Here is a 24836-nt window from a genome sequence, read left to right as displayed (position 1 = left end):
GAGAGAGTCATGATTTTTCGACGATTGATCTGGGCGGCGCTGGCTGTGGCCCTGCTGGTCGGCAGTGTGCAGTCGGGCCTGCAGCAGTTGCAGACCGCTCCCATCATCCTGGCGGCCGAGAGGTTTGAAAGCCAGAAGGTGGCCGCGCCCGAGCCGGTGTCAACGCCGACCGCTGCTGCTGCGCGCGTCCATGCGGACGGTGCGGCGCACGACCATGGCGACGCCGCCGAAGCATGGGCGCCCGCCGACGGGGTGGAGCGCTACTCCTGGACCTGGGTGGCCAATGTGCTGCACGCGTTCAGCATGGCGCTGCTAGTGCTGGCCGTGATGGCGGTGTGTCAGTGGCGCGGTAGCGCCTTGCGCGCTGTGCCCTTGGCCGCCTGGGTGGCCGCCGCCGGTTGGCTTACGTTTCACTTCTGGCCTTCGCTGGGCCTGCACGCCGAGATCCCCGGCATGGACGCCGGCCGGCTGGGTTCGCGCCAGGGCTGGTGGGTGCTCGCGGCGGGCGGTGCGGCGCTGGCCTGTGCGTCGGTTGCGCTGATGCGCAGCCCCCTGCGCTGGGCCGCTGCAATGGCTTGTCTGGCGCTGCCCTTCGTGGTGGGCGCGCCGCACATCGTGGCCGACCCGCTGGCCGGTTTCACGGGTGAGGCCCTGGCGGCGCTGCGCGAGCTGGGCAGCCAGTTCATCTGGGCCACCACCTGGTTGTCGCTGTCGTTCTGGGTGAGTATGGGCGTGGTGGCCGGTCTGGCCTTCCAGCGCTGGCTGAGCCCCGCCGTGGCGGCGCTGCTGCAGCGCACGGACACCGCCCGGGCCCCAGCCATGGAGACGCCGCGATAAGCGACGTCAACGCAAGGGTCGTGCGGGGTGCTGATCTGAACCGCCCCGGGTTTGAACTGACCCCCAGAAGTTGGACGGTCGCGATCCCGCCAATCAGGCGGTGTTTCTCAGCCGGTATCCCACCGGGCTGAGCCCTTGCAATCCGAGCTTGATGCGCTCGTTGTTGTAGTAGCGAATGTAATCATGCACGCCTGCTTCGAGCGCATCAAGGCTGCGGGGCGCTGCAAGATGGAAGTACTCGGCCTTCAGGGTGCCGAAGAAGCTTTCAATCGCAGCGTTGTCAAAGCAATTGCCTTTGCGGCTCATGCTTTGCGTGACTCCGCAAGACGCGAGCATCGCTCGGTACGGCTGCATCTTGTAGTGCCAGCCTTGATCCGAATGAATGATCAGTTCGCTGGCTCTCCTGGCGCACGAAAGCGCTGTCCGGAGCGTACCCGAGACCAGTTCGAAGACGGGGCGCTTTGCCATGCGGTGCGCGATGATCTCGCCGTTGTAGAGGTCCATGCAGACCGACAGATAGAGCTTTTGGCCGTTCACATTGAACTCGGTGACATCTGTCACCCACTTCTGGTCTGGCGCGGTCGCGCAGAAATTGCGCTGCAGAACATTGGGCACGTGCGCGTCGCTCATGCCCTGGACGCGTCGGGAGCGCTTCTTCGCCCGGATCAACGCGCGCAGCCCCATCTTTTGCATCAGCCGCTGCACGCATTTGTGGTTGACGGTTTCCGCCGTTGAACTGCACAGAGCTGCCGTGATACGTCGGTATCCGTAGCGGCCCTTGTGCTCGTCATAGATGACGCGGATCCTGACCTCCATGGCGCTCTGCCGATCAGCCCGCTGGGTCGCCTGGCAGTGGTAGTAGAACGTGCTGCGAGCCAGACCTGCTATCCGGAGCAGGTCCGTCAATTTATGGTGATGCCTCAACCCGGCAATCAGACGCGCTTTGTCGGCGCAGCTGATCTCTTCGACCGGATCAAGGCATGCAATTTTTTTAGGTACGCGACCTCCGCGCGAAGTCGCTCATTCTCTTCGGGGTCTCCTCGTTTTCAGTGCAATAAGTGACGGTACGAAAAACTAGCACTGGCGCGGAGGTGGTGTTGGTAGATCGTTGATTTCATTGACTTTCCTGTTCACTTTCAAATCTGCGATTCGTGGCGTCAAACCGTGGTCGGTTTCATCCATTGGTGCCAGTTATCGATGCATTTGGCCGCGAAGGCAGGATTTGGTCAGCATAGCGGTCAACCGGGAGGCGAAACACACCCCGCAAGTTGATGCTCTCCAGCCTGGTGGGCGCAATCTTCCCGATCAGTTCCGGTGGAATGACCTGGCGGCGGTTCGACCAGCGATCCAGGACCGCCTGCATCTGTGAGGTATTCCACGCCATCACGATGTTGGCCATCAGGCTCAACGCATCGGCCACAGCCTGCATTTCATCGACACGTTTGGCCTGCGCCGGGCTGATCCGGCCGGTATAAATGGCGCGCTTGAGGGCGTTAACAGCCTCGCCCCGATTGAGCACCCGGCGCAACTCGTTCCTGAAAGCGTCCTTGACAAAGTAGTCAGCCAAAAACGCCGTACGCAGCAACCGCCCCAATTGCACGCCAGCCTCATAGATTGGATCGCCCTGGGCGGCAGAACCGAACCGCGCAAGAGCTGCCACCGCACTGGCATGTCCGCTCATGACCGAGGCTGCCAGGTGCACCAGACTATCCCAATGCTTTTCGATCAAAGCGACGTCGACATTGGCTTCGCACACCGCAGCGATTTCTGCGGGCACTTTGGTGCCGCGTGGCACAAAGAGGTGGCGCTGTTTGAGTTCCTTCAACCGCGGGCAAAGATCAAAACCAAGCAAACGGGCATGTGACATGGCAAAGTCGGTGTAGCCATGGGTATCCACAGCAAGCTGGCTGGTCTCCAGCTTTTCTTGGCGGATGACACCTTCAATGGCCACGCCCGCCTGGCGCTCATTGAGCACAAAGGGCTGCGCATGGAAGATGCCCCACCGGTCTTTTACATGGGAGTAGATTCCAATGGAAGGTGTGTTGCGCCGAGGATCAAGCCGGGCTTGCCACACCCGTTTGGTGGTCTCCATGCTCATCATGTCAGAAGATGCCAAATCGGACCGCCCCCAGGTGGCGGCAATCGGGTGTCGCTGCATGAATTCCAGCACAGCCTGGCAGGCCTGGCTCAGACGCCGTTCGTCCCGCGCCCAGCGCATGGCCTGGCGAATGCTGGTGGCAGACAATTGCGGAATCATGCGCGCGCATTCGACCGCAGTCAGACTGGTGCCGTGGGCCATGATGCCGGCATAGACCATCAGCAGCTCGTCGGTAGAGCGCGGCTCACGTCCGAGCATGATCCAGCTAAAGCGCACCTGGGCGTCAACGGCCAGAATCACTTCCGGCAATTGAACCTCACCGATGCGGTGATCCAAAGCCGCGCGCAGCTTGGTCACTTCTGGGTCTTCGTCCTCTGCGGGCAATGGCGACAAATGGAGTTCATCATCCACGCGCAGTACGCCACTGCGGGCTGCAGCGGCCACCGCATCGACACCGGCAGTTACTCTGGCCAGCAAAGGCTTCAAGAAAGTGGCAGCCTTGCTGGGTAACGATAGACGGGCATAGTGTTTCTTGGACTCTGCCTGCCAACGCTCGTCCGTGAAGAACAAGCGCGCACGACCCCGAAAGCTCAGGCTGTGCTCAATCCAGACCGAGCCATTGCGCACCGCGCGGCGCAGGGCAAACAGGGTGGCCACCTCCAACGCCTGAAACGCCCGTTCCCGGTCTGGGCTGGAGATCGAAACCTGCCAGATCATTCCCAGACTTGGTGCCACCACTTCAACTGGCAGCTTTCTGGATCCTTTGAGATATAAAGCTTGCAGCTTGGCAAGGTACTCGATGGCAGGATGCTCGCCGGTGGCCTGCCAGGGCAGCTTTGCAATGGCGACGAGCAACGACCGCACGGGGCGAATTCCATCAATCAATCCCTCGCGGACCAGGGAGGCCCTGCTCGGTGGTTTGCGTTTCTGGGTTTCGGTGATCAAGGCTTCAAGACGGGCACGCAACTCAGCATCTGGCACCGCACCTTGCGCGCTCAAGGCAACAAGTTCGCCGAGCAGCGTTTTGTACATTGCGGCCCAATTGACGGTAGCGGGGACATCGGCGGCAGCCTGACGCCACAGATCGGCGATCCGGCGCTGCACCATAAGGATCAACTGGTCTGTGGTGGTGAACAGGCAATACCGAAGAAAGCATGCGACCTCCACGGTGCGCGCTGGCTCTTTGATCTTGGCTCCGGCTGAGGGCGGCCTGGAGACAAGTCGGCGCGCGTAGCGGCGCAAGATGAGATCGGGGATGTCTGCCAGGTGCTTATGAACGTCCAGCGTGTAAAGCAGGTCGATGCGCTCCAGTACCTCGCTGATTTGGCGGGTTGAGTGTTTCGCCGGTGCAGCCCATAGCCAACTCTGCTGGGTTTGTCCATCTGGGCGCAGCTCTGAAACTGAGGCTCGCCAGCGATCAAGTGTTGCTGGATCAACGCTGGCGGCGATGGCGGTGCCTGTTTCAACTTCAAGCTGGGCAAGTGCCGCCGCAATCAGTGTCCGAATTGCCCGCTCGTGCACGATCACCAGCTTGTTCTTGTACAGCCATTGACGCGCCCGCACGAGTAGCTGATCGCGGTCGGCGCAGCGCGCCACTTCGTCGCGCAGTTCACGTACCAGTGAGCGGCGCTGGTGCTCGCTCATCCACTGGAATCCAAGGACCGTGCAGGCTACTTGTTGGTGATCGAATAGCGTGCGCCCGCGTTCATACATGGCTCTCAGCGAGGCGACTTCTGGTGCTGCAATGCCAAGCTCGTTGCCAAGGTGGCGCCACAAGGCTACTGGAATTACCCGAAAGGCACCGAGCAAACGCCCACTCATGCGCAGGAAACCAATATGGAGCGCCAGACCAAGCTTGTGGGAATCACCTCGGCGTGCATTGATTGCGTCGCGCTCGGCACCATCGAAGGTGAAAAATGCCTTCATCTCGAAGTCGCTGATATCGCGGGGGAGCCCACGCATCCCCAAAAACGTTGTGTGCCAACCCTGCATCGTGAACCTCAAAAGTGGGAGGCCACCATACCCGTTTACAAAGCGAACAGGAAAGTCAATGAAATCAACGGTCTACCCAGACCACCCCCGCGCCAGTGCTAGCTTTGCGTACCGTCACTTATTGCACTGAAAACGAGGAGACCCCTTGAGGGCGTCAATCAGCAGTGTCTTCTCCCGGTTGGACAGGAGCTGCAGATCGACGCCCAGGCCTTTTTTTAACAGTTCATTGGCCTTGTTCAAGAGGTCCTGCTCAAGGCGCAGTTGCCTGACTTCGCGGCGCAACGCCTCAACCTCGCGCTCGAGCTCGTCGCGCTCTTGAGCCCGTGGGGACTGATTGGTGTGTTTCATGGATGCGGGTGCCTCACGTCCCAGAAGCTGGTTCTTCCAGTTGTACAACGTCGGCCTGCTCACACCAAGCTTCTGAGCAACCACCTGCGCACTTCCCTCACGAGTGCACAGTTCGAGGACCGCCAGCTTCTTCAGTTGCGGCGGCCGAGGTGCACTGACGGCCCTGCCGACAATGCGCTGCCGGGAGTTGGGGTCCAGTTCATCAATCCAGGCACGCAGCAAATCGCGGCACGGATAGCCCAACGCCTTGACCGTGGAGGCGATGCAGCGCCCGTGCTCGGCGTAGTGTTTGACAGCCTGCTGCTTGTGAATTTGAGAATACTTCGGCTTAGAGCGCACGTAGCCGGACGACAGGTCCAGGCGCCGCTCGTACTCCTCATGCCAGCTCTTCAAAGAGTTCTTCGTCGGGTAGCCCAACTGGCGGATAGTCGCCCCGGTGCGCTTGCCCAGCTTGATGTAGAGCGTGACCGCTCGGATGCGGTCTTCGTATGAATACATGAACTACCTCCTGGTAGTCCAAGTTTTCCGCCGCACCCCCGGTGGCTCAATTTTGAGTCGGCGCCAACAAGACAAGGCGATGCACAGCGCTTACCTGCACTACATCTTCGACCTGTCAACGCACACCGACCGCGCAACCACCGTGAACCCATCGCACGCCGACCGCGCATCCATGGTGAACCCATCGCACGCCGACCGCGCATCCATGGTGAACCCATCGCACACCCCCGATGGCCAGGTCAAATTCCCCCACCCTTGGCCACCCCAAATTCCCCCAGGCAGGACGGTCGGATTATGACGACTCGGGTGTGATGGCGATGCGTGCAGCGGCCTCCTTGAGGCGGTAGCTCTTGCCCTCGAACTCCAGCATCGCGCAGCGGTGCATGAGGCGATCCAGGATGGTGCTGGCCATGGTGGCGTCGCCGAGGTATTTGCCCCAGTCCTGCACCACGCGGTTGGACGTGATGAGAACAGCGCGGCGCAGCTTGTAGCGCTGGTGCACGATGGCCTGTAGGACTTCAGCGGCATGCTCGCTGATGCGTCTGGCCAGGAACAGGTCATCGAGGACGAGCAGGTCCGGCGCGACCCAGTCCTTGAGCAGCTCGGTGCGCTCTGCCGTAGTGGCCAGCGCGTAACGGGCGAACTCGGTGTCGGCTTCCAGGTAACGCACGTCATAGCCCTGCAGCGTGGCCTGGTAGGCCACGGCCTTGGCCACATGGCTCTTGCCGGTGCCCGGCTTGCCGATGATCAGCGCGTTGGCCCCCTCGCCGATGAACTTCAGGGTGTGCAACTCGAAGCAGGCGCTGCGCGGCAACCGGCCTGGCCCGCGCGGTCTTTGGCAGCGTCCACCATGCCCAGAATGCGCCGGGCATCGTCGAGCAGGGTGCACCCGGCGGCGGTCAGCGCCAAGCCTTTGGGCAGACGCTCGAACAGCGGCGCGCCGATCTCGCTTTCTATGGCTTGCACCTGGCGGCTCAAGGGTGGCTGCGAAATATGCAAGCGTACGGCCGCGCGGCTGAAGTTCAACTCTTCAGCCAACACCACAAAATTTTTCAGTTGTCGCAGGTCCATGGCTCAAACACCGGACGCGGTGACGCCCAGGGCCTGGATGGCGGTCCGGTGGTCTAGGTGGCTGATCGATTGGCGGCGCATGGTGTCTCTTGGTTGTGGGGCGATCCCCAGCCGCTGACCCGTGTCCAGCGTTGGGTTGCCGCTATCGTAGAAACGCATTGCGATACCGTCCAATACCATTTTCGAAACCAAGCTATACCCCTTTTGCATAGCGCAAGCCGTGCTGCGCCCCCTGGCACCGTCTCGCATCAGGGGGCGTGGCATGACTCAGAAGGCCTTGACAAACGTGAAGCGCAGGGTCGAGCCCTTGGCCTGGGGGTTGCTGCCGCCCTTGGCGGAATACTCGTCGTAATAAGCGGCCTTGAGCATCACACCGGCCTCTTTCATCAGCGGGTAAACCACCTCCACGCCGATGGCATGGCGCTCGGCGCGGTCGTTGCTGGCGCCGGTGCCCGTGTCGTCGCTGGTCTGCCATTGGTCGTAGCCCACCACGCCCACTTGCACCGGACCGATTGACTTGCCAAAACCCCACTCCATGGTGACCTGGTCGCCGGGCTCAAACCCACGGTCGTCTTTGGAATTCATCTCGTAGCGCAGCAGGGCCGAACCACTCCAGCTTTTGGCAGCGTCAAAGTAGTAAGTGCCGCCGCCGGTCAACATGGTGGACTTGTAGCCATTGCCGGGCTTGGAGATCGAATCACTGTTGGCGTTGTCAAACCACAGGCCCGCTGCCGCAACCGCATCCCAGTTGCCACCATGCCAGCCCAGCACCAGGGGGGCCAGGTAGATATCACCGACGCCGGAACTGGACTCGCCAGCGAAGGCCATCGACTTGCGGATCACCGGCACGATGGCTTCCACGCCGTAGTCGGCACCCAAGACCTTGGTGTTGGTGATGTAGACAAAGCGGTTGGCCAGCGCGCTGACGGTGCCGGTGTTGTTGCCTGGAATGCTGGTTTCGCTGCCGGGCGCGCGCAGCTCGTCAATGCTGTAGTTCACCAGGTAACCCAGGTAATACATGCCGGGTGGCGGCACGCTGGCGGCCTGAATGCCTTCAACGCCGGGCAAGTAATGCCCGCCTGCGGTGGCGCACACGCTGGCCACGGTGGCCAGGGCGGCTAAAACGATTTTTTTCATGGTTGTGTGGTTCAAAAAATGGAGGACAAAAAACATGGGCCGCCACGCCATGCAGGGGGCGCGGCGGGGAGACACCGCTCAGGCAATCAGGTGTACACCTCGGTGAAGGACGGCACCATCTCACCCGTGTGGTAAAAAATGCCGCTGCCCAGGTGTGATTCGTCCCAGGTGGTCACTGACTGTAATCACTGTGCCTCTGGTGGTGTGCGAATGTCTTGATGGTTCGCTCGAGATGAGCAAGTTTTGCTGGAAGGGAAAAATCGATTGACTTCGATGTAGCCTTTTCCAACTCTTGCCGCTTTGTATTTCATCCTCCCCCTAAACGGGGAGGATTTCCGCTCAATCCTGTTAAATCCGGATGCCGGACTTGCCCGGCGCCAGGATGCCGTTCGGGTCCAGCGCGCGCTTGATTTTTTGCTCGATGCTGCGCTTGACCGGGCCGTAGCTCTTGGCCACGCGTTCCTGGAAAGCGGTGTTGACGCGGTACACGGCATAGCCTTTCTTCTCGAACTCGTCGAGCAGTTCGCTGAAGCAGGCGTTGGCGCGCTTGGTTTCCTCGGGGTTGGAGCGGTCATACAGCACGTCGATGACGTGGTGCATCTCGCGCCAGCCGACGATGAACTCGCCGACGTAATCCAGACCGTGTTTGTTCAGGATCTGCTTGGCCAGTGCGTACTGCTTGTCGCACTCGCTGCCGCGCGCCTGGCTGACCGGGGCGAACCACATCGAGCCGCCGCCGCCGCGCCAGTTGTACAGGCCAAATTCCTGCAGGTTGGGCACGCCCGACATCAGTTCGGAGCGGTACTTGAACGGCTGGGTGTTGCCGGCCTGCTCCTGGGTGATCAGGCGGCCCTTGCCCAGCTTTTTGAGCGCGCCCTGCACGATCTGCCAGTTCACCTCGACCTGTTCCGGCGTGCCGTAGAGTGCGGCGTACACGTTCCAGGCGCCCAGGTGCTTGTCCTTCTGGATCTGCTTGAGCACCGCGTCGGGCGTGTGGCCGGGCTCTTTCAGGTAGTCGGAGCGACGGGTGTTGCAGGTGGAGGCTTCCCACAGCACGCCGGCGATCACCACGGAGTTCGGGATGACCTGGGCGATGCGCAGCGGACGGATGAATTCGACGATCTCGGCGATGTCGCTGTCCTCGTCGAACTGGATTTCAAACGGTTTGAACACCGGCGGCTTGGGCATCAACCAGAAACCCATCTTGGTGCAGATGCCGTAGTTGGACTGGGTGAACATGCCGTCGAGCGTCGGGCCGTAACCCCACTTGAAGACCTGCCAGGCATTGTCGCCCTTGACGCCGCCCATGCCGGTGCGCAGCACGTCGCCGTTGGCCATCACGACTTCCATGCCGCACTGCATCATGAAGTGCTCGCCGTAAGGCGTGTAGCCCACGCCGCGGTCCATGGTGTTGCCCAGCGGGCCGGCAATGGCCGAGGGCGCCGAGAACGACAGCATCAGCGGCAGCTTTTTCTCTTCGATGTAGTCGTAGAGCATCTGGTAAGTCACGCCGGGCTCGACCAGTGCGGTGCACAGCTCGGGATCGATGTGGATGATCTTGTTCATCTTCTTCAGATCGAGAATGATCTGACCGCGCTCGACCGGCGCGGCCGAGCCGTAGCCGAAGTTGCGTCCGGTGGAGATCGTCCAGACCGGAATGCGGTACTCGTTGCAGACCTTGACGACTGCCTGCACCTGCTCGACGCTGGTGGCCATGACCACGGCCGAGGGGACGTGCTGGGCCGTCTCCACGGCCATCATGACCTTGGTGTAGGGCGTCAGGTGCTCGGCCGAGGTGAGCACCTGGTCGGCGCCCAGGGCAGCGGTGAATTTCTTGATGGCCGCGTCAAAGCGGTTTTCGCTCACGCCCTTGGGTAGGGCCAGGTATTTGCTTGTGTTCATGGTTTGTTCCGGTTCAGATCACGCAGGACAGGGAGACGCAGGCGATGCCTTGAGCGCTGCGGGGGGCATTGGGCGTGGCGGGGCTGCTGGTGGCCACCAGCGACTGGCCCAGGGCCTGGGCCCATTGCGCGCCAGTGCTGCCATCGGCCACGCGGTGGTGCTGCATCGAGAGCACGCGCCCGCCGGCCGAGCGCACCAGGTCGATCACGATGGCCGCCGAGGCGTCATCGATCAGGCCGACCAGCAGGGTGGCGCTGCCGTCGTTCAGCAGCTTGTTCAGCTGCCCGAAGGTCGCTGCGTCCAGGCCCTGCAGCGGCTGGGCCGCGAGGGTCTGGCCGGCCGGCGCGTTCACGCCTTGCTGCACGCCGGCCAGGAAGGCCGCGTCCAGCGCCGAGCCGCTGACCAGCGAGGTCACGCCGGGCAGGGCGCCGCCAGCCAGACCTGCGGCTTGCGCGCCTTGGGCGGAAGTGGCTTGTGCCCAGGGCATGCCCACCATCACCAGGCCGGCCGCTGCCAGGCCTTTCAAAATCGAGCGTCTATCGGTACTCATGGCTGTCTCCTTTGTTATTGCTTGGGCTTGGTGGCCGCGAGGTATTTGGCCAGGTCCTGCAGCGTGGCGTCGTCGATGTCGGTCACGCGAAAGGCCGGCATGGCGTTGAAGCCGTTGCGCACCATGTACACATAGGTCGGCTCGGGCAGGCCCCGGCCGGTGATGACCGGGCCGATGCCCGCTTCATGGCATTTGGCGCAGACCTGCTGGTAGAACTGCTGGCCTTTGCCGATTTGCGGGGCGGACTGCGCCAGCACGCCGGACGAGTGGCCCGCCAGCATGACCAGCAGCGCGGCCAGACCGGCCGATTTTTTGAGGTTGGTTTTCAAAGCTCTGTCTCCTTGTGGTTATCGGGTTTTCGCCCGTTCAGAACGGATAGTGGCGCGGCGCGGTCTGCACCGTGATCCAGCGCAGTTCGGTGAAGGCGTCGATGCCGGCCTTGCCGCCAAAGTGGCCGTAGCCGGAATTCTTCACGCCGCCAAAGGGCATCTGCGCCTCGTCGTGCACGGTGGGGCCGTTGATGTGGCAAATGCCCGCCTCGATGCGCGAAGCGACCTGCCAGGCGCGCGCGATGTCGCGGCCAAAGACGGCCGAGGCCAGGCCGAACTCGTTGTCGTTGGCCGTGGCAATGGCTTGCTCGACACCCTTGACGCGCACGATGGCCTTGACCGGCGCAAAAGATTCTTCGCGGAAGATGCGCATGTCGGGCGTGACGTGGTCCAGCAGCGTGGCCGGCATCATGGTGTTTTCAGCCTTGCCGCCGCACACCAGCTTGGCGCCCTTGGCCAGAGCGTCCTCGATCAGCGCGTTGCCGCGCTCGACCGTGGCCATGTCGACCACCGAGCCCAGCACGACCGGACCCTGGCGCGGATCGCCCAGCGGCAGGCTTTGCGCCTTGGCCACGAACTTGGCGACGAATTCGTCGGCCACCGATTCATCGACCACGATGCGTTCGGTGGACATGCAGATCTGGCCCGAGTTGGCAAAAGCGCCAAAGGCCGCTGCCGCCACGGCGGCGTCGATGTCGGCGTCGTCCAGCACCACGAAGGGCGCCTTGCCGCCCAGTTCCAGGATCACCGGCTTGAGGTATCTGGCGCAGGTCTGCGCAATGATCTTGCCGACCTTGGTCGAGCCGGTGAAGTTCACGCGGCGCACGGCGGGGTGCGCCACCATGGCTTCGACCACGGCGCCGGCATCGGCCGGGGCGTTGGTGATGAAGTTGACCACGCCGGGCGGCAGGCCCGCTTCCTGCAGCGCTTCAATGATCAGGCCGTGGGTGGCAGGGCACAGCTCCGAGCCCTTGAGCACGACGGTGTTGCCGCAGGCCAGCGGCGTGGCAATGGCGCGCGCCGCCAGAATCACCGGCGCATTCCAGGGCGCAATGCCCAGCACCACGCCGGCGGGCTGGCGCACCGCCATTGCCAGGCTGCCCGGCACGTCGGACGGAATCACTTCGCCGTTGATGTGCGTGGTCAGCGATGCCGCTTCGAGCAGCATGCCAGCGGCCAGATGCACATTGAAACCGGCCCAGATGCCCGACGCGCCGGTCTCGGCCGCCATCGCGGCGGCAAACGCCTCGCCCTTGGCTTCGAGCGCCTGCGAGGCTTTCATCAGCAGCACGCGACGTTCGCCCGGACCCATGGCCGCCCAGGCCGGAAAGGCCTTGGCCGCCGCTTCCACCGCCGCCACCGCATCGGCCGGTGTGGCGGCCGGCGCGCGCGTGGCCACGGTCTGGTCCAGCGGGTTGCGGCGCTCAAACGTGGCGCCGTTGGAGGCGGCGCGGTGTTCGCCGCCAATCAGCATCTGGATATCGCTCATAGGGTCATCCTCGAAAAAAGAAGTAGGTCGTGATGGATTGATTCTAGGAATGGCCTGTCCGTCCGCCTTTTCCCGTAGAGCAAATCTTCAATGACTAATAGCGCAGACCACCTAGGGTTTACCCTTTGCGGGGGTAGGTGTTACCGGGTATTACCGGAATGACCAAAATGGAGTGGGCGGCCGATAATTACCCCCATGCCCGATAACCAGATACTCAGCACCGATGACCTTGCCAGCGCCGAGCGCACGCACGCCTATTATATAAGCAGACAAATTAAAGCTTCTAAGGGTTTCTATCTATGGGTGATTACCTAAGCGCCCCGTCAAAAAACAAAGGCCAGACCCGTCAGGTTTTCGAGCGCCTGCGCGCCGACATCCTCGGTGGCAAGCTGCCGCCCGGTGCCAAGCTCAACATCGCTGCACTGGCGGAGGACATACAGGTCAGCGCCGGTGCTGTGCGCGAAGGCCTGGCCATGCTGGAGGCCGAGGCGCTGGTCGTGTCAGAGCCAGCCCGCGGTTATCGCGTCAGCCCGGTGTCGCTGGCCGAACTGCAGGAGCTGGTGCAGGCGCGTATTGAAATTGAAAAGCTCTGCATCGCCGAAGCCATTCGCAATGGCGGGCTTGAATGGGAAGGTGGCATTGTTGCGGCCTATCACCGCCTGTCGCGCACGGCACAGCGCCCACCCAATGAACCCGGCCTTCTGAATCCCGAATGGGCTGTAGCCCACGCCGAGTTCCACCGCGCCGTGGTCAGCGGCTGCCCCAACCGCTGGTTGCTGCGCACCCATGAAATGCTGTACCAGCAAAGCGAGCGTTACCGCCAGCTCACGGCCCCGCTCAGCGAAGGCAAACGCGATGTCGATGCAGAGCACAAGGCCCTGCTGGAGGCAGCGCTGAACCACGACATTCTCGAGACGCAAAACCTGATGACGGCCCACCTCCGGGCCACCGCCAGCCAGTTGCTGGACTCACCGCACCTGGCGCAGCCCGCCAGCCACGCCGCGCCCTAGGCAGCGTCGCCGGCCTTGCGAAAGGTCAGGTTGATGCGCCGTGCGCCCGTCAGCGCATGGTCGCCTGCAGGCAATTGCGCAATGCCGTGATAGGCCAGCCGCGATGCACCGCCCCACACCACGACATCACCACTGAGCAGACGAAAACGCTGCGGCTTGTCTGCACGGCGTTCTGTACCGAAGAGAAACGTCGCCGGCAAACCAAGCGATACCGACACGATGGGTGCGCTCATGTCTATCTCGTCGCGGTCCTGATGCAACGAGAGCTTGGCACCGGGCTGATAGCTGTTGACCAGGCAGGCGTCAGGTTTGAAACCTGCGTACCCGGCGGCAGCGGCAGCACGCGCCGCCAGCTCACGCCACGCGCCAGGCATTTTCGGCCAGGGCTGGTTTGACAGGGGATCCGTCGCCTGGTAACGGTAGCCGCGCCTGTCAGACACCCAGCCCAGCGGGCCGCAGTTGGTCATGGCCACCGACATGGTGTAGCCACCCGGTGTGACCAGATGGCGCAGCGGGGCCTGTGCAATCACCTCTTCAAACGATGTGAGCAGCGCCGCCTGCAGGTCGCGTGCAAAGCCTTGCAGCAGCACAGCCCCCGGTACCATGGGCTGGGCCATTCGCTCTGGCGGGGTGTCTTCAAACAGATCGGCGGTCATGGGTTTCTTCTCATTGCAGGCTTGATTCCGGGTCCGCGCACAGAGTTCCTCACGCAGGGCATAACCGCCGCAAGATGCGGCCCCGGCCTACCTTCACAGCACTGCGGCCAGCCCACAATGCCTCATGCAAAAAAGCAGCCGCACCCTTCTTGTCGCCCTCGCCTCTTTTATCACCGCGTGTGCAGCGGTGCTGCTGATACTGAACTTCACGGCTGGTGAAAAACATGTCTCGCAGCAACTGCCCCGGCTCTACAACACGGCCGATCCGCAGTTCATGCGTGCCATGGGCAGCCTGCTCGGGCCGGGCATCGTGGGCGGCAACAAGGTGACCGAACTGCTCAACGGCGATCAGATCTTCCCGGCCATGCTGGAGGCCATCCACAGCGCGAAGCAGACCATCACCTTTGAGACCTACATCTATTGGGCGGGCGACATTGGCAGACAGTTTGCCGATGCGCTCTCCAGCCGGGCGCGCGCGGGCGTCAAGGTGCATGTGCTGCTCGACTGGGTAGGCAGCGGCAAGATAGACGACGCCCTGCTCGAGCAGATGACATCAGCGGGCGTGCAGGTGAAAAAGTTTCACAAACCCGAGTGGTACAACCTGGCGCGCATGAACAACCGCACCCACCGCAAGCTGCTGGTGGTGGACGGGCGCACCGGTTTCACCGGAGGCGTAACGACCCCTACGAGTCGAGCCAGTTCAGCGTGGTGATTGCCAACGCGAGCGGCATCTTCGGCCTGTACAGCTACCGCGAGGTGTTCGAGTTCAAGGAGTTCTGGGGCATCGGCTCCGGGCGCGGCTTTGCACTCGGGGCCATGCACGCGGTCTGGGACAAGGCCCGCTCGGCCCGTGAAGTGGCGCTGGCTGGTGTGCATGCCGGCTGCGAATTCGACCGAAACTCCGCCGGACCGGTGGACCTGTACACGATCAAACTGAAAGCATGACCCGGGACGGTCCTGCGCGTCATCTGGAGACACACCATGAGCCTGATTGAAATCAAAGTGCCGGACATCGGCGATTTTTCCGAGGTGGCGGTCATCGAGCTGCTGGTCAAACCCGGCGACACCATCAAGGCCGAGCAGAGCCTGATCACGGTGGAGAGCGACAAGGCGTCGATGGAGATTCCGTCCAGCCATGCCGGCGTGGTCAAGGAGCTGAAGGTCAAGCTCGGCGACAAGGTGGCCGAAGGCTCGGTCGTCCTGCTGCTGGAGGCCTCGGGCGCCGCATCGGCGGCCCCGGCAGCCCCCGCAGCACCTGTTTCGGAACAAAAACAGCCAAACCCCGGCGTCCCTTGGTCATCAGGCGCTATCAATGTTGCAGCGTCTCCAGCGCCGGCTGCAGCCAGCTTCGGTGGCGCAGCGGACCTGGAGTGCGACGTGTTGGTGCTCGGCGGCGGCCCTGGCGGCTACTCGGCGGCGTTCCGCGCGGCGGACCTGGGCCTGAAAGTCGTGATCGTCGAACGCTACGCCACGCTGGGCGGCGTCTGCCTGAACGTGGGCTGCATCCCGTCCAAGGCGCTGCTGCACGTGGCCGCCGTGATGGACGAGGTCAGCCACCTGGGCGACCTTGGCGTGGACTTCGGCGTACCCGTGGTCAACATCGACAAGCTGCGCGGCCACAAGGAAAAGGTCATCAGCAAGCTCACGGGTGGGCTGGCCGCCATGGCCAAGATGCGCAAGGTGACCACCGTGCGCGGTTACGGCGCTTTCGTTGGCGCCAACCACGTCGAGGTGGAAGAAACCACCGGCACCGGGCAGGAGAAAACCGGCACCAAGAAGGTGGTGGCCTTCAAGCGCGCCATCATTGCTGCCGGCAGCCAGGCCGTGCGCCTGCCCTTCATGCCCGAAGACCCGCGCGTGGTGGACAGCACGGGCGCGCTGGCCTTGAAAGAAGTGCCCAAGCGCATGCTGATTCTGGGCGGCGGCATCATCGGCCTGGAAATGGGCACGGTCTACAGCACGCTGGGCGCGCGCCTGGACGTGGTGGAAATGATGGACGGCCTGATGCAGGGCGCCGACCGCGACCTGGTCAAGATCTGGCAGAAGATGAACGCCAAGCGCTTCGACAACATCATGCTCAAGACCAAGACGGTGGGCGCCCGCGCCTTGCCCGAAGGCATCGAGGTGACGTTTGCACCGGCAGAGGAGGGCGGCACCGCCCCTGCGCCTCAGGTGTACGACCTGGTGCTGCAGGCCGTGGGCCGCACGCCCAACGGCAAGAAGATCGCCGCCGACAAGGCCGGCGTGGCCGTGACCGACCGTGGCTTCATCAACGTCGACATCCAGATGCGCACCAACGTGCCGCACATCTTTGCCATCGGCGACATCGTGGGCCAGCCCATGCTGGCGCACAAGGCCGTGCACGAGGCACATGTGGCCGCCGAGGTGATTGCCGGGGAACTGCAGGGCAACAAGGAACTGGCGGCTGCAGCGTTCAACGCCCGCGTGATCCCCAGCGTGGCCTACACCGACCCGGAAGTCGCCTGGGTGGGCCTGACCGAAGACCAGGCCAAGGCGCAAGGCATCAAGGTCAAGAAGGGCATGTTCCCCTGGACCGCCTCGGGCCGCGCCATTGCCAACGGCCGCGACGAAGGCGTCACCAAGCTCTTGTTTGACGATTCACCCGAAGCTCATGGCCACGGCAAGATCCTGGGCGGCGGCATGGTTGGCACGCACGCGGGTGACATGATTGGCGAAGTTGCCCTGGCGATTGAGATGGGTGCGGACGCGGTGGACATCGGCAAGACGATTCATCCGCATCCGACGTTGGGGGAAAGCATCGGTATGGCGGCGGAAGTGGCGCATGGCAGCTGCACGGATGTGCCGCCAGCGCGGAAGTAAACCGACCTGACGCGTCAAACCTTCAAGCCCGAACTGGCAACAGTTCGGGCTTTTTGCTGTCTGGCGGCTCGGCAATATTTGTTGTGGAGGTAATAACTGTATAAATGTATGGGGTATCCACTTAGCTCCAGTGAAGGCAGAATAGCTGGATGAATATCCAGACTTTAGCGCCAACGCCCGGAAAAGACTACCCACAGACCTGGAACGAGTTTCTCGACTGGTTTGGCACTGAAGAGGCCTGTCTGGCGTACCTGGAGCGACTGCGTTGGCCCAACGGGTTTGTCTGTCCGCGCTGCGGCTGCGTGGGGCGGGGTCTCCTCGTTTTCAGTGCAATAAGTGACGGTACGAAAAGCTAGCACTGGCGCGGAGGTGGTGTTGGTAGATCGTTGATTTCATTGACTTTCCTGTTCACTTTCAAATCTGCGATTCGTGGCGTCAAACCGTGGTCGGTTTCATCCATTGGTGCCAGTTATCGATGCATTTGGCCGCGAAGGCAGGATTTGGTCAGCATAGCGGTCAACCGGGAAGCGAAACACACCCCGCAAGTTGATGCTCTCCAGCCTGGTGGGCGCAATCTTCCCGATCAGTTCCGGTGGAATGACCTGGCGGCGGTTCGACCAGCGATCCAGGACCGCCTGCATCTGTGAGGTATTCCACGCCATCACGATGTTGGCCATCAGGCTCAACGCATCGGCCACAGCCTGCATTTCATCGACACGTTTGGCCTGCGCCGGGCTGATCCGGCCGGTATAAATGGCGCGCTTGAGGGCGTTAACAGCCTCGCCCCGATTGAGCACCCGGCGCAACTCGTTCCTGAAAGCGTCCTTGACAAAGTAGTCAGCCAAAAACGCCGTACGCAGCAACCGCCCCAATTGCACGCCAGCCTCATAGATTGGATCGCCCTGGGCGGCAGAACCGAACCGCGCAAGAGCTGCCACCGCACTGGCATGTCCGCTCATGACCGAGGCTGCCAGGTGCACCAGACTATCCCAATGCTTTTCGATCAAAGCGACGTCGACATTGGCTTCGCACACCGCAGCGATTTCTGCGGGCACTTTGGTGCCGCGTGGCACAAAGAGGTGGCGCTGTTTGAGTTCCTTCAACCGCGGGCAAAGATCAAAACCAAGCAAACGGGCATGTGACATGGCAAAGTCGGTGTAGCCATGGGTATCCACAGCAAGCTGGCTGGTCTCCAGCTTTTCTTGGCGGATGACACCTTCAATGGCCACGCCCGCCTGGCGCTCATTGAGCACAAAGGGCTGCGCATGGAAGATGCCCCACCGGTCTTTTACATGGGAGTAGATTCCAATGGAAGGTGTGTTGCGCCGAGGATCAAGCCGGGCTTGCCACACCCGTTTGGTGGTCTCCATGCTCATCATGTCAGAAGATGCCAAATCGGACCGCCCCCAGGTGGCGGCAATCGGGTGTCGCTGCATGAATTCCAGCACAGCCTGGCAGGCCTGGCTCAGACGCCGTTCGTCCCGCGCCCAGCGCATGGCCTGGCGAATGCTGGTGGCAGACAATTGCGGAATCATGCGCGCGCATTCGACCGCAGTCAGACTGGTGCCGTGGGCCATGATGCCGGCATAGACCATCAGCAGCTCGTCGGTAGAGCGCGGCTCACGTCCGAGCATGATCCAGCTAAAGCGCACCTGGGCGTCAACGGCCAGAATCACTTCCGGCAATTGAACCTCACCGATGCGGTGATCCAAAGCCGCGCGCAGCTTGGTCACTTCTGGGTCTTCGTCCTCTGCGGGCAATGGCGACAAATGGAGTTCATCATCCACGCGCAGTACGCCACTGCGGGCTGCAGCGGCCACCGCATCGACACCGGCAGTTACTCTGGCCAGCAAAGGCTTCAAGAAAGTGGCAGCCTTGCTGGGTAACGATAGACGGGCATAGTGTTTCTTGGACTCTGCCTGCCAACGCTCGTCCGTGAAGAACAAGCGCGCACGACCCCGAAAGCTCAGGCTGTGCTCAATCCAGACCGAGCCATTGCGCACCGCGCGGCGCAGGGCAAACAGGGTGGCCACCTCCAACGCCTGAAACGCCCGTTCCCGGTCTGGGCTGGAGATCGAAACCTGCCAGATCATTCCCAGACTTGGTGCCACCACTTCAACTGGCAGCTTTCTGGATCCTTTGAGATATAAAGCTTGCAGCTTGGCAAGGTACTCGATGGCAGGATGCTCGCCGGTGGCCTGCCAGGGCAGCTTTGCAATGGCGACGAGCAACGACCGCACGGGGCGAATTCCATCAATCAATCCCTCGCGGACCAGGGAGGCCCTGCTCGGTGGTTTGCGTTTCTGGGTTTCGGTGATCAAGGCTTCAAGACGGGCACGCAACTCAGCATCTGGCACCGCACCTTGCGCGCTCAAGGCAACAAGTTCGCCGAGCAGCGTTTTGTACATTGCGGCCCAATTGACGGTAGCGGGGACATCGGCGGCAGCCTGACGCCACAGATCGGCGATCCGGCGCTGCACCATAAGGATCAACTGGTCTGTGGTGGTGAACAGGCAATACCGAAGAAAGCATGCGACCTCCACGGTGCGCGCTGGCTCTTTGATCTTGGCTCCGGCTGAGGGCGGCCTGGAGACAAGTCGGCGCGCGTAGCGGCGCAAGATGAGATCGGGGATGTCTGCCAGGTGCTTATGAACGTCCAGCGTGTAAAGCAGGTCGATGCGCTCCAGTACCTCGCTGATTTGGCGGGTTGAGTGTTTCGCCGGTGCAGCCCATAGCCAACTCTGCTGGGTTTGTCCATCTGGGCGCAGCTCTGAAACTGAGGCTCGCCAGCGATCAAGTGTTGCTGGATCAACGCTGGCGGCGATGGCGGTGCCTGTTTCAACTTCAAGCTGGGCAAGTGCCGCCGCAATCAGTGTCCGAATTGCCCGCTCGTGCACGATCACCAGCTTGTTCTTGTACAGCCATTGACGCGCCCGCACGAGTAGCTGATCGCGGTCGGCGCAGCGCGCCACTTCGTCGCGCAGTTCACGTACCAGTGAGCGGCGCTGGTGCTCGCTCATCCACTGGAATCCAAGGACCGTGCAGGCTACTTGTTGGTGATCGAATAGCGTGCGCCCGCGTTCATACATGGCTCTCAGCGAGGCGACTTCTGGTGCTGCAATGCCAAGCTCGTTGCCAAGGTGGCGCCACAAGGCTACTGGAATTACCCGAAAGGCACCGAGCAAACGCCCACTCATGCGCAGGAAACCAATATGGAGCGCCAGACCAAGCTTGTGGGAATCACCTCGGCGTGCATTGATTGCGTCGCGCTCGGCACCATCGAAGGTGAAAAATGCCTTCATCTCGAAGTCGCTGATATCGCGGGGGAGCCCACGCATCCCCAAAAACGTTGTGTGCCAACCCTGCATCGTGAACCTCAAAAGTGGGAGGCCACCATACCCGTTTACAAAGCGAACAGGAAAGTCAATGAAATCAACGGTCTACCCAGACCACCCCCGCGCCAGTGCTAGCTTTGCGTACCGTCACTTATTGCACTGAAAACGAGGAGACCCCCTAAGGGGCTGGCCGACGAACTGCAGGAGCGCGGCTACCTGGTGCTCGACGGCATCGACGGTCGCGCGCACTACGTCGCGCTGCCGGTCGGCACCGAACTCGAACAGTTCCCCGCCGGCGCAGTGGTCGAAGCGCGCGGCACCGCCGAGATGCGCGCCGTGGACAAGACTATTGCTGGGCTCGCGGAGGGTGGTGTCTACCGCACCGACCATCACCTGGCCGTGCTGCGTGCCCAGCCGGCGCGTGGCAATCCGCAGGAGACCGTGGCCGCACACGTGCGCCGGCTTGAAGCACTGCGCCGTGGCGGCCTGGTAGAGCGCGTCGCCGAGGGTGTCTGGCGCGTGCCGGCCGACCTGCCCGAGCGGGCGCGCCAGCTCGACCAGCAGCGCCTGGCCGGCGGCAGCGTGACGCTGCATTCGCACTTGCCGATCGAGCGGCAGGCGCGTGTGATCGGCGCGACTTGGCTGGACCGGAAGTTGATCGGTGGTGCGGCCGACGTCACCGACAAGGGCTTCGGAGGCGTGCTGCGTGAGGCGCTGCGCCAGCGCGCCAACTTCCTCGTCGAGCAGGGCCTGGCTGAGCGGCGCGGCGCGGGCGTGGTGCTCGCGCGCAACCTCCTGGGTACGCTGCGCCAGCGCGATCTCGATTGGGCTGCACAAGAAATTGTGAAGGAGACCGGCTTGCCGTACCGACCGGTGGCCGAGGGCGAGCGCGTGTCCGGCGTCTACCGCCGCCACGCTTTGCTAGCCAGCGGACGCTTTGCTGTACTTGACGACGGCTTGGGCTTCACACTCGTGCCGTGGAAGCCGGTGATCGAGCAGCGCATGGGTCAGAGTCTGTCAGCTACTGTGCATGGCATGAGCGTGAACTGGGAGTTTGACCGGCAACGCGGTTTGCAGATTTGAAGGCGAGACGCTCCCCTGCCTGGCGATGCAACTACATGCCGTGAGCCTCTGGTGGAGTGGAGGGCACAACGTGGCTATCGCTGGGCAGGGGAAAGATGAGGCGGCCTCGCCCCAGCCGCTTGGCCAAGAGCAGCAGGCCCCTGACTGTCGAAATGCAGCAGCTTGTCCAGGTCGCCGTGGCGACCTTCTGAAAGAACCGTCAGAACTAAGGCATCGCAGCTGCGCCAGAGCCCCAGAACCGCAAGGTGAGCTTGGTCCTTGAGGTTCAGGCCGCGGCCAAGGCAAGGCCGATCCCTGCCCATGGCATCTATGTTTGGAACTGAATTACACATCGGCAGCTTCCCGCCATGAATGAAAAAAGCCCAACCATTCATAACGCGCCCTTATCGCTCAGCGCATTGCCTTCGGTGCGGCAGCTGCGGGCCTTCGTGGCGGTCTACCAAAGCGGGCACGTTTCTGCGGCCGCGGAGATGCTTTCGGTCACCCAGCCTGCGGTGACTGTTCTGCTGCGTGAGCTTGAGGAGAGACTGGGGGTCAAGCTCTTTGACAGGACCACCCGTACCTTGCAGAGGACCGACGCCGCAATCGAGGCCTACGCGTTTGCGCGACGCGCCCTGAGCGAGCTTGAGTCGATGGGGCATACGATGCAGGAGTTCGCCAATAGCCGCAGGGGGCGGTTGCGGATCGCAGCCACGTCAACGGTGGTGCAGACGGTGCTTCCGGCGGTGCTCAGGAAATTCACGCAGCAGTATCCCGAGATCAACGTTGTGATTGACGATTGCCCACCGAGCGAATTTGTCGACAGAATCATCAGCGAGCGCGTCGACTGTGGTGTAGGCACCCTGGAGACGACCATCCCTGGGCTGGAGGAACGGGTTTTCCTCAGCGATCCCATCGTGGCGGCGGCGCCACCGGCGCTGTTTGTCACTAGCACACAGATGAGGTGGCCGGAGCTTGGAGCGTTTCCGACGATCACCGTCAAGGCCGGCTACGGCGTGCGCCGGCGAATCGAGCAAGCAGCGATGCAGGGTGGGCTCGAGCTCCGAGTCGCCCACGAGGCCGCGCTCTTCACGACGGCCCTGGCGCTGGCCACCGGGGGCCTCGGCGTGGCTGTCGTCCCTGAGTCGGTTGTTCTGGGCTCGCCGGCACGCGGCCTTGTTGCGCGCCGACTCGTCCAGCCTCAGCTTGAAAAACCGACTGCTTTCATATTCAAGAAAGATCGCTCTTTGCCTCCGAGTGCTGAAGCGTTCATGCGCTTACTCCTCGACCACTACGAAGCGGAATAGGCGACGCCGGCGCGCTCTTTGGGAACCGAACCCACGGCCGCCGCGTTTGTGCTGCCCAATCTGGCGCGCGGCGTGCTCAATGACCTTGACGGCATCGCTAGCTAGATGCGCGAGTGCGGCGGCAGGGTGCGCAGCCAACCGATACGACCTTCAAAGCTTGCTGCCGCTGGCATGGTTCGCACGATACTGGCTTGGCGTTGATCCAATGCGCTTCTTGAAGAATCGGCAGAAATACGCGACATCGTTGAAGCCAACTTCGACAGAGATCTCGGATACAGGAGTCTCCATGTGTGTGAGGCGATGGCATGCCTCTCTGAGGCGACGCTCCTGCACCAGTTGCATCGGGCTCTTTCCTGTTCCCTTGCGGACAATTCTGATCAACCTCTCTACTTGGCAGTTGAGATGCTTGGCGTACTCTGATAGGGAAAAATCCGCAGAGAAGTAGCGATCGACGAGAGTCAGAAACTGCGCAATTTCCGAGTTGCCCCTCACTGAGTATCCATCCCCAAGAGGCTCCATGTTTTGCCGTGCGAGCAGCAGGCAGATGGCCTTCGCCACACGGTCCATCACCAAGTCGCTGCGCTCATGCCTAGTCTGATATTCGCGGTTTAGCAGGCCGAACATCGCATTGATGTCTGCCGTGCCATCGGGCTGCTGCGCCAGCATGAAAACCGATGGCGCTGAGCACAGGCGCTTGAACACTTCGCTGGCCACCTTGCTCTCCGAGCAGTGGAAAAACTCCTGCCGGGCCGTCAATACGTAGCCGTCGGCATTTGTCGCAGCTTTGGAGGAATGCACTGTGAGGGCCGGGACTATCACGGCAGCTGGTCCAGACAAGGTCCGCCGGTGACCGTTGACTTGGACTTCAAGCTGCCCACTCGCAAGCCAAGTGATCTGGTGCAGGTTCTGATGGATGTGGATGCTGATTTCCCCGTTCAGCGCGCGAGTCCGAGCTTCGATGGGCTCGATGTGCATGAGAACGGGGCTGCTCTGCAAGGGTTCGCCGTACAAGCCATAGCGGGGAACACTCTGTACCGCCAAGTCGTTTTGCATGGTCATTCTCTGTCTCCCAAATGCGGCTGAGTCAGGTATTGGTGCCTGTCAATAAAGTGCAATAAATCACCCGAAATAGTACAGCTATAGGGCGCCAGTTGGCCATAAAGTGCAATCTAGGCAGCCGACTATGGCTTGCTCATCTGGAGACATTGCATGTTTGTGTTTGACCCCTACGACCCCATCGTCGACTCGAACCCGTTTCCCCTGTACAAGGAGCTCAGGGACCACTACCCCTGCTACTGGAGCGAAGCTGGGAAGGTCTGGGTGCTGTCCAGGTATGCGGACGTGGTCGCCGCAGCCAGCGATTGGCAGACCTACTCTTCCCTCAAGGGCAACCTCCTGGCCGAGCTGCCCAGTCGCACTGGCGCGACGCTGGGTACCACCGATCCACCGCGCCATGACCGCTTGCGAGCTCTCGTGCAGCATGCGTTCACGAGGCGCAATCTTGCTGGCTTGGACGAACAATTGCGGGAGATTGCACGCACGGCGGTCAGGTCGTTCGAAGGCCGAGAGCGGTTTGACTTCAACCGTGAGTTTTCGACCGAAATGACGATGAAGACGTTGTCGCTGATCATCGGTCTGCCCCCAACCGATGAGAACCATCTTCGCCGACAAGCGATGCTGTGCGTTCAGACCGATCCCGTGGTCAAAGGCAAGACGGAGGAACACGAGCGCGCGTTCAAGTGGATCAACGAGTTTGCTGTCTCCGTCATCGAAGAGCGACGCGCGCGTCCAAAGGATGATCTGATTTCGCAGTTCAGCGTCGCCGAGATCGACGGTGATCGATTGGACGAACGCGAGGTGATCATGACCACCACGATGCTCATCGTGGCTGGCGCCGAGTCGATGGGCGCATTCATGAGTCTGATGGCAATGAACTTGGCCGACCATCCCGAAGCCTTGGCGCGTTGCGTGCAAAACCCTGATCTGTTGCCTGATGCGATCGAGGAGTCGCTGCGCTTCAACACCTCTGCCCAACGATTCAAGAGAACGCTGACGCGGGATGTCGAGTTGCATGGCCAGCGAATGAAAGCAGGCGACGCGGTGTGCCTGACCTACGGGTCTGCCAACAGGGACGAGCGTCAATTTCCCGATCCTGATCGATACGACCTCGACCGGAAGCCTCGTGGGCACCTGGGTTTTGGCAGCGGTGTTCATGCCTGCTTGGGATCGATGATGGCTAGGCAGGTGCTTCGTGTCGCATTTGAAGAGTTTCACAAAGTCTTCCCTCGGTATCGGCGCGCTGAGGCCGATTTGCCTTGGATGCCGTCCACCAACTTCCGAAGCCCCACTCGGCTTGAACTGGTCCTGGAGTGAG

General features: G+C 62.0%; 18 protein-coding genes and 6 pseudogenes. 10 read left to right on the top strand and 14 right to left on the bottom strand.

Going from position 1 to position 24836, the window contains the following annotated elements:
* The first annotated feature begins 9 nt into the window (after positions 1 to 9).
* Complete coding sequence (locus ACWHMB_RS18135; protein WP_012248396.1) at positions 10 to 837, top strand: CbtA family protein; 828 nt, start codon at positions 10 to 12, stop codon at positions 835 to 837.
* A gap of 93 nt (positions 838 to 930) precedes the next feature.
* Here the strand turns inward: ACWHMB_RS18135 and ACWHMB_RS18130 are convergent, their stop codons facing one another.
* From ACWHMB_RS18130 to ACWHMB_RS18120, 3 genes and pseudogenes are all read right to left on the bottom strand, one after another.
* Entirely contained in the window at positions 931 to 1797 is an 867-nt protein-coding gene (locus ACWHMB_RS18130; RefSeq protein WP_377480961.1) for an IS3 family transposase, read from the bottom strand.
* A gap of 214 nt (positions 1798 to 2011) precedes the next feature.
* Positions 2012 to 4927, bottom strand: coding sequence for a Tn3-like element IS1071 family transposase (locus ACWHMB_RS18125; protein ID WP_377553405.1), 2916 nt, complete (start codon positions 4925 to 4927; stop codon positions 2012 to 2014).
* Positions 4928 to 5071: 144 nt separating this feature from the next.
* A pseudogene (locus ACWHMB_RS18120) lies at positions 5072 to 5773 on the bottom strand (transposase); the annotation flags it as partial.
* Between ACWHMB_RS18120 and ACWHMB_RS18115 the strand changes: the two are divergent.
* Complete coding sequence (locus tag ACWHMB_RS18115; RefSeq protein ID WP_447648672.1) at positions 5772 to 6071, top strand: hypothetical protein; 300 nt, start codon at positions 5772 to 5774, stop codon at positions 6069 to 6071. The pseudogene ACWHMB_RS18120 and the gene ACWHMB_RS18115 sit on opposite strands and share 2 nt — an antisense overlap.
* On the opposite strand, the pseudogene ACWHMB_RS18110 reads toward ACWHMB_RS18115, so the two are convergent.
* The 8 genes and pseudogenes from ACWHMB_RS18110 to ACWHMB_RS18075 form a co-directional block, all read right to left on the bottom strand.
* Positions 6066 to 6590: pseudogene (locus ACWHMB_RS18110) on the bottom strand (ATP-binding protein); the annotation flags it as partial. The gene ACWHMB_RS18115 and the pseudogene ACWHMB_RS18110 sit on opposite strands and share 6 nt — an antisense overlap.
* Positions 6551 to 6844, bottom strand: coding sequence for a LysR family transcriptional regulator (locus ACWHMB_RS18105; RefSeq protein ID WP_447648671.1), 294 nt, complete (start codon positions 6842 to 6844; stop codon positions 6551 to 6553). The pseudogene ACWHMB_RS18110 and the gene ACWHMB_RS18105, both read right to left, overlap by 40 nt.
* A 267-nt stretch (positions 6845 to 7111) precedes the next feature.
* Positions 7112 to 8032 (bottom strand): SphA family protein, encoded by a 921-nt coding sequence (locus ACWHMB_RS18100; protein ID WP_447648670.1) that lies wholly within the window; start codon positions 8030 to 8032, stop codon positions 7112 to 7114.
* Positions 8033 to 8166: 134 nt separating this feature from the next.
* Positions 8167 to 8292, bottom strand: a complete 126-nt coding sequence (locus ACWHMB_RS18095; protein WP_447648669.1) for a zinc ribbon domain-containing protein — start codon at positions 8290 to 8292, stop codon at positions 8167 to 8169.
* A 37-nt stretch (positions 8293 to 8329) separates the two neighbouring features.
* Positions 8330 to 9883, bottom strand: coding sequence for an FAD-binding oxidoreductase (locus ACWHMB_RS18090; RefSeq protein ID WP_447648668.1), 1554 nt, complete (start codon positions 9881 to 9883; stop codon positions 8330 to 8332).
* 13 nt (positions 9884 to 9896) lie between these two features.
* On the bottom strand, positions 9897 to 10433 hold the full coding sequence (locus ACWHMB_RS18085; RefSeq protein ID WP_447648667.1) for a hypothetical protein: 537 nt from the start codon (positions 10431 to 10433) through the stop codon (positions 9897 to 9899).
* Positions 10434 to 10447: 14 nt separating this feature from the next.
* Positions 10448 to 10762, bottom strand: coding sequence for a c-type cytochrome (locus tag ACWHMB_RS18080; protein ID WP_447648666.1), 315 nt, complete (start codon positions 10760 to 10762; stop codon positions 10448 to 10450).
* A 37-nt stretch (positions 10763 to 10799) separates the two neighbouring features.
* Positions 10800 to 12251 (bottom strand): aldehyde dehydrogenase, encoded by a 1452-nt coding sequence (locus tag ACWHMB_RS18075; RefSeq protein ID WP_447648665.1) that lies wholly within the window; start codon positions 12249 to 12251, stop codon positions 10800 to 10802.
* Positions 12252 to 12550: 299 nt separating this feature from the next.
* Here ACWHMB_RS18075 and ACWHMB_RS18070 point away from each other — a divergent pair, with 299 nt between their 5' ends.
* Positions 12551 to 13261 (top strand): GntR family transcriptional regulator, encoded by a 711-nt coding sequence (locus ACWHMB_RS18070; RefSeq protein WP_447648664.1) that lies wholly within the window; start codon positions 12551 to 12553, stop codon positions 13259 to 13261.
* Here the strand turns inward: ACWHMB_RS18070 and alkB are convergent.
* Positions 13258 to 13917, bottom strand: coding sequence for a DNA oxidative demethylase AlkB (gene alkB, locus ACWHMB_RS18065; protein WP_447648663.1), 660 nt, complete (start codon positions 13915 to 13917; stop codon positions 13258 to 13260). The two genes, ACWHMB_RS18070 and alkB, sit on opposite strands and share 4 nt — an antisense overlap.
* Positions 13918 to 14041: 124 nt before the next feature.
* On the opposite strand from alkB, the pseudogene ACWHMB_RS18060 reads away from it, so the two are divergent.
* The 4 genes and pseudogenes from ACWHMB_RS18060 to ACWHMB_RS18045 form a co-directional block, all read left to right on the top strand.
* Positions 14042 to 14593, top strand: a pseudogene (locus tag ACWHMB_RS18060) (phospholipase D-like domain-containing protein); the annotation flags it as partial.
* Positions 14593 to 14862, top strand: a pseudogene (locus ACWHMB_RS18055) (MFS transporter); the annotation flags it as partial. The pseudogenes ACWHMB_RS18060 and ACWHMB_RS18055, both read left to right, overlap by 1 nt.
* Before the next feature lie 36 nt (positions 14863 to 14898).
* Positions 14899 to 16758 (top strand): dihydrolipoyl dehydrogenase, encoded by a 1860-nt coding sequence (gene lpdA / locus ACWHMB_RS18050; RefSeq protein ID WP_447648662.1) that lies wholly within the window; start codon positions 14899 to 14901, stop codon positions 16756 to 16758.
* A 149-nt stretch (positions 16759 to 16907) separates the two neighbouring features.
* Positions 16908 to 17066, top strand: a pseudogene (locus tag ACWHMB_RS18045) (transposase); the annotation flags it as partial.
* Between the two features lie 144 nt (positions 17067 to 17210).
* Here the strand turns inward: ACWHMB_RS18045 and ACWHMB_RS18040 are convergent.
* Positions 17211 to 20126, bottom strand: a complete 2916-nt coding sequence (locus tag ACWHMB_RS18040) for a Tn3-like element IS1071 family transposase (RefSeq protein WP_003049965.1) — start codon at positions 20124 to 20126, stop codon at positions 17211 to 17213.
* 147 nt (positions 20127 to 20273) lie between these two features.
* Here ACWHMB_RS18040 and ACWHMB_RS18035 point away from each other — a divergent pair.
* A pseudogene (locus ACWHMB_RS18035) lies at positions 20274 to 21176 on the top strand (DUF3363 domain-containing protein); the annotation flags it as partial.
* A gap of 347 nt (positions 21177 to 21523) precedes the next feature.
* Positions 21524 to 22462: a LysR family transcriptional regulator gene (locus ACWHMB_RS18030; protein ID WP_447648661.1), complete on the top strand. Its 939-nt coding sequence runs from the start codon at positions 21524 to 21526 to the stop codon at positions 22460 to 22462.
* A gap of 150 nt (positions 22463 to 22612) precedes the next feature.
* Here the strand turns inward: ACWHMB_RS18030 and ACWHMB_RS18025 are convergent, their stop codons facing one another.
* On the bottom strand, positions 22613 to 23521 hold the full coding sequence (locus ACWHMB_RS18025; protein ID WP_439607038.1) for a helix-turn-helix domain-containing protein: 909 nt from the start codon (positions 23519 to 23521) through the stop codon (positions 22613 to 22615).
* A gap of 150 nt (positions 23522 to 23671) precedes the next feature.
* Here ACWHMB_RS18025 and ACWHMB_RS18020 point away from each other — a divergent pair, with 150 nt between their 5' ends.
* Positions 23672 to 24835 (top strand): cytochrome P450, encoded by a 1164-nt coding sequence (locus tag ACWHMB_RS18020; protein WP_439607039.1) that lies wholly within the window; start codon positions 23672 to 23674, stop codon positions 24833 to 24835.
* The last annotated feature ends 1 nt before the right edge of the window (position 24836 follow it).

This window comes from Ottowia pentelensis (assembly GCF_964341695.1).
This window is presented reverse-complemented; position numbering and strand designations above follow the sequence as displayed.

Excerpts from the sequence above, each read along its gene's own strand:
- ACWHMB_RS18135 (WP_012248396.1), top strand. The coding sequence starts at position 10 with ATGATTTTTCGACGATTGATCTGGGCGGCGCTGGCTGTGGCCCTGCTG.
- ACWHMB_RS18125 (WP_377553405.1), bottom strand. The coding sequence starts at position 4,927 with ATGCAGGGTTGGCACACAACGTTTTTGGGGATGCGTGGGCTCCCCCGC.
- ACWHMB_RS18115 (WP_447648672.1), top strand. The coding sequence starts at position 5,772 with ATGAACTACCTCCTGGTAGTCCAAGTTTTCCGCCGCACCCCCGGTGGC.
- ACWHMB_RS18105 (WP_447648671.1), bottom strand. The coding sequence starts at position 6,844 with ATGGACCTGCGACAACTGAAAAATTTTGTGGTGTTGGCTGAAGAGTTG.
- ACWHMB_RS18100 (WP_447648670.1), bottom strand. The coding sequence starts at position 8,032 with ATGGCGTGGCGGCCCATGTTTTTTGTCCTCCATTTTTTGAACCACACA.
- ACWHMB_RS18095 (WP_447648669.1), bottom strand. The coding sequence starts at position 8,292 with ATGAAATACAAAGCGGCAAGAGTTGGAAAAGGCTACATCGAAGTCAAT.
- ACWHMB_RS18090 (WP_447648668.1), bottom strand. The coding sequence starts at position 9,883 with ATGAACACAAGCAAATACCTGGCCCTACCCAAGGGCGTGAGCGAAAAC.
- ACWHMB_RS18085 (WP_447648667.1), bottom strand. The coding sequence starts at position 10,433 with ATGAGTACCGATAGACGCTCGATTTTGAAAGGCCTGGCAGCGGCCGGC.
- ACWHMB_RS18075 (WP_447648665.1), bottom strand. The coding sequence starts at position 12,251 with ATGAGCGATATCCAGATGCTGATTGGCGGCGAACACCGCGCCGCCTCC.
- ACWHMB_RS18070 (WP_447648664.1), top strand. The coding sequence starts at position 12,551 with ATGGGTGATTACCTAAGCGCCCCGTCAAAAAACAAAGGCCAGACCCGT.
- alkB (WP_447648663.1), bottom strand. The coding sequence starts at position 13,917 with ATGACCGCCGATCTGTTTGAAGACACCCCGCCAGAGCGAATGGCCCAG.
- lpdA (WP_447648662.1), top strand. The coding sequence starts at position 14,899 with ATGAGCCTGATTGAAATCAAAGTGCCGGACATCGGCGATTTTTCCGAG.
- ACWHMB_RS18040 (WP_003049965.1), bottom strand. The coding sequence starts at position 20,126 with ATGCAGGGTTGGCACACAACGTTTTTGGGGATGCGTGGGCTCCCCCGC.
- ACWHMB_RS18030 (WP_447648661.1), top strand. The coding sequence starts at position 21,524 with ATGAATGAAAAAAGCCCAACCATTCATAACGCGCCCTTATCGCTCAGC.
- ACWHMB_RS18025 (WP_439607038.1), bottom strand. The coding sequence starts at position 23,521 with ATGACCATGCAAAACGACTTGGCGGTACAGAGTGTTCCCCGCTATGGC.
- ACWHMB_RS18020 (WP_439607039.1), top strand. The coding sequence starts at position 23,672 with ATGTTTGTGTTTGACCCCTACGACCCCATCGTCGACTCGAACCCGTTT.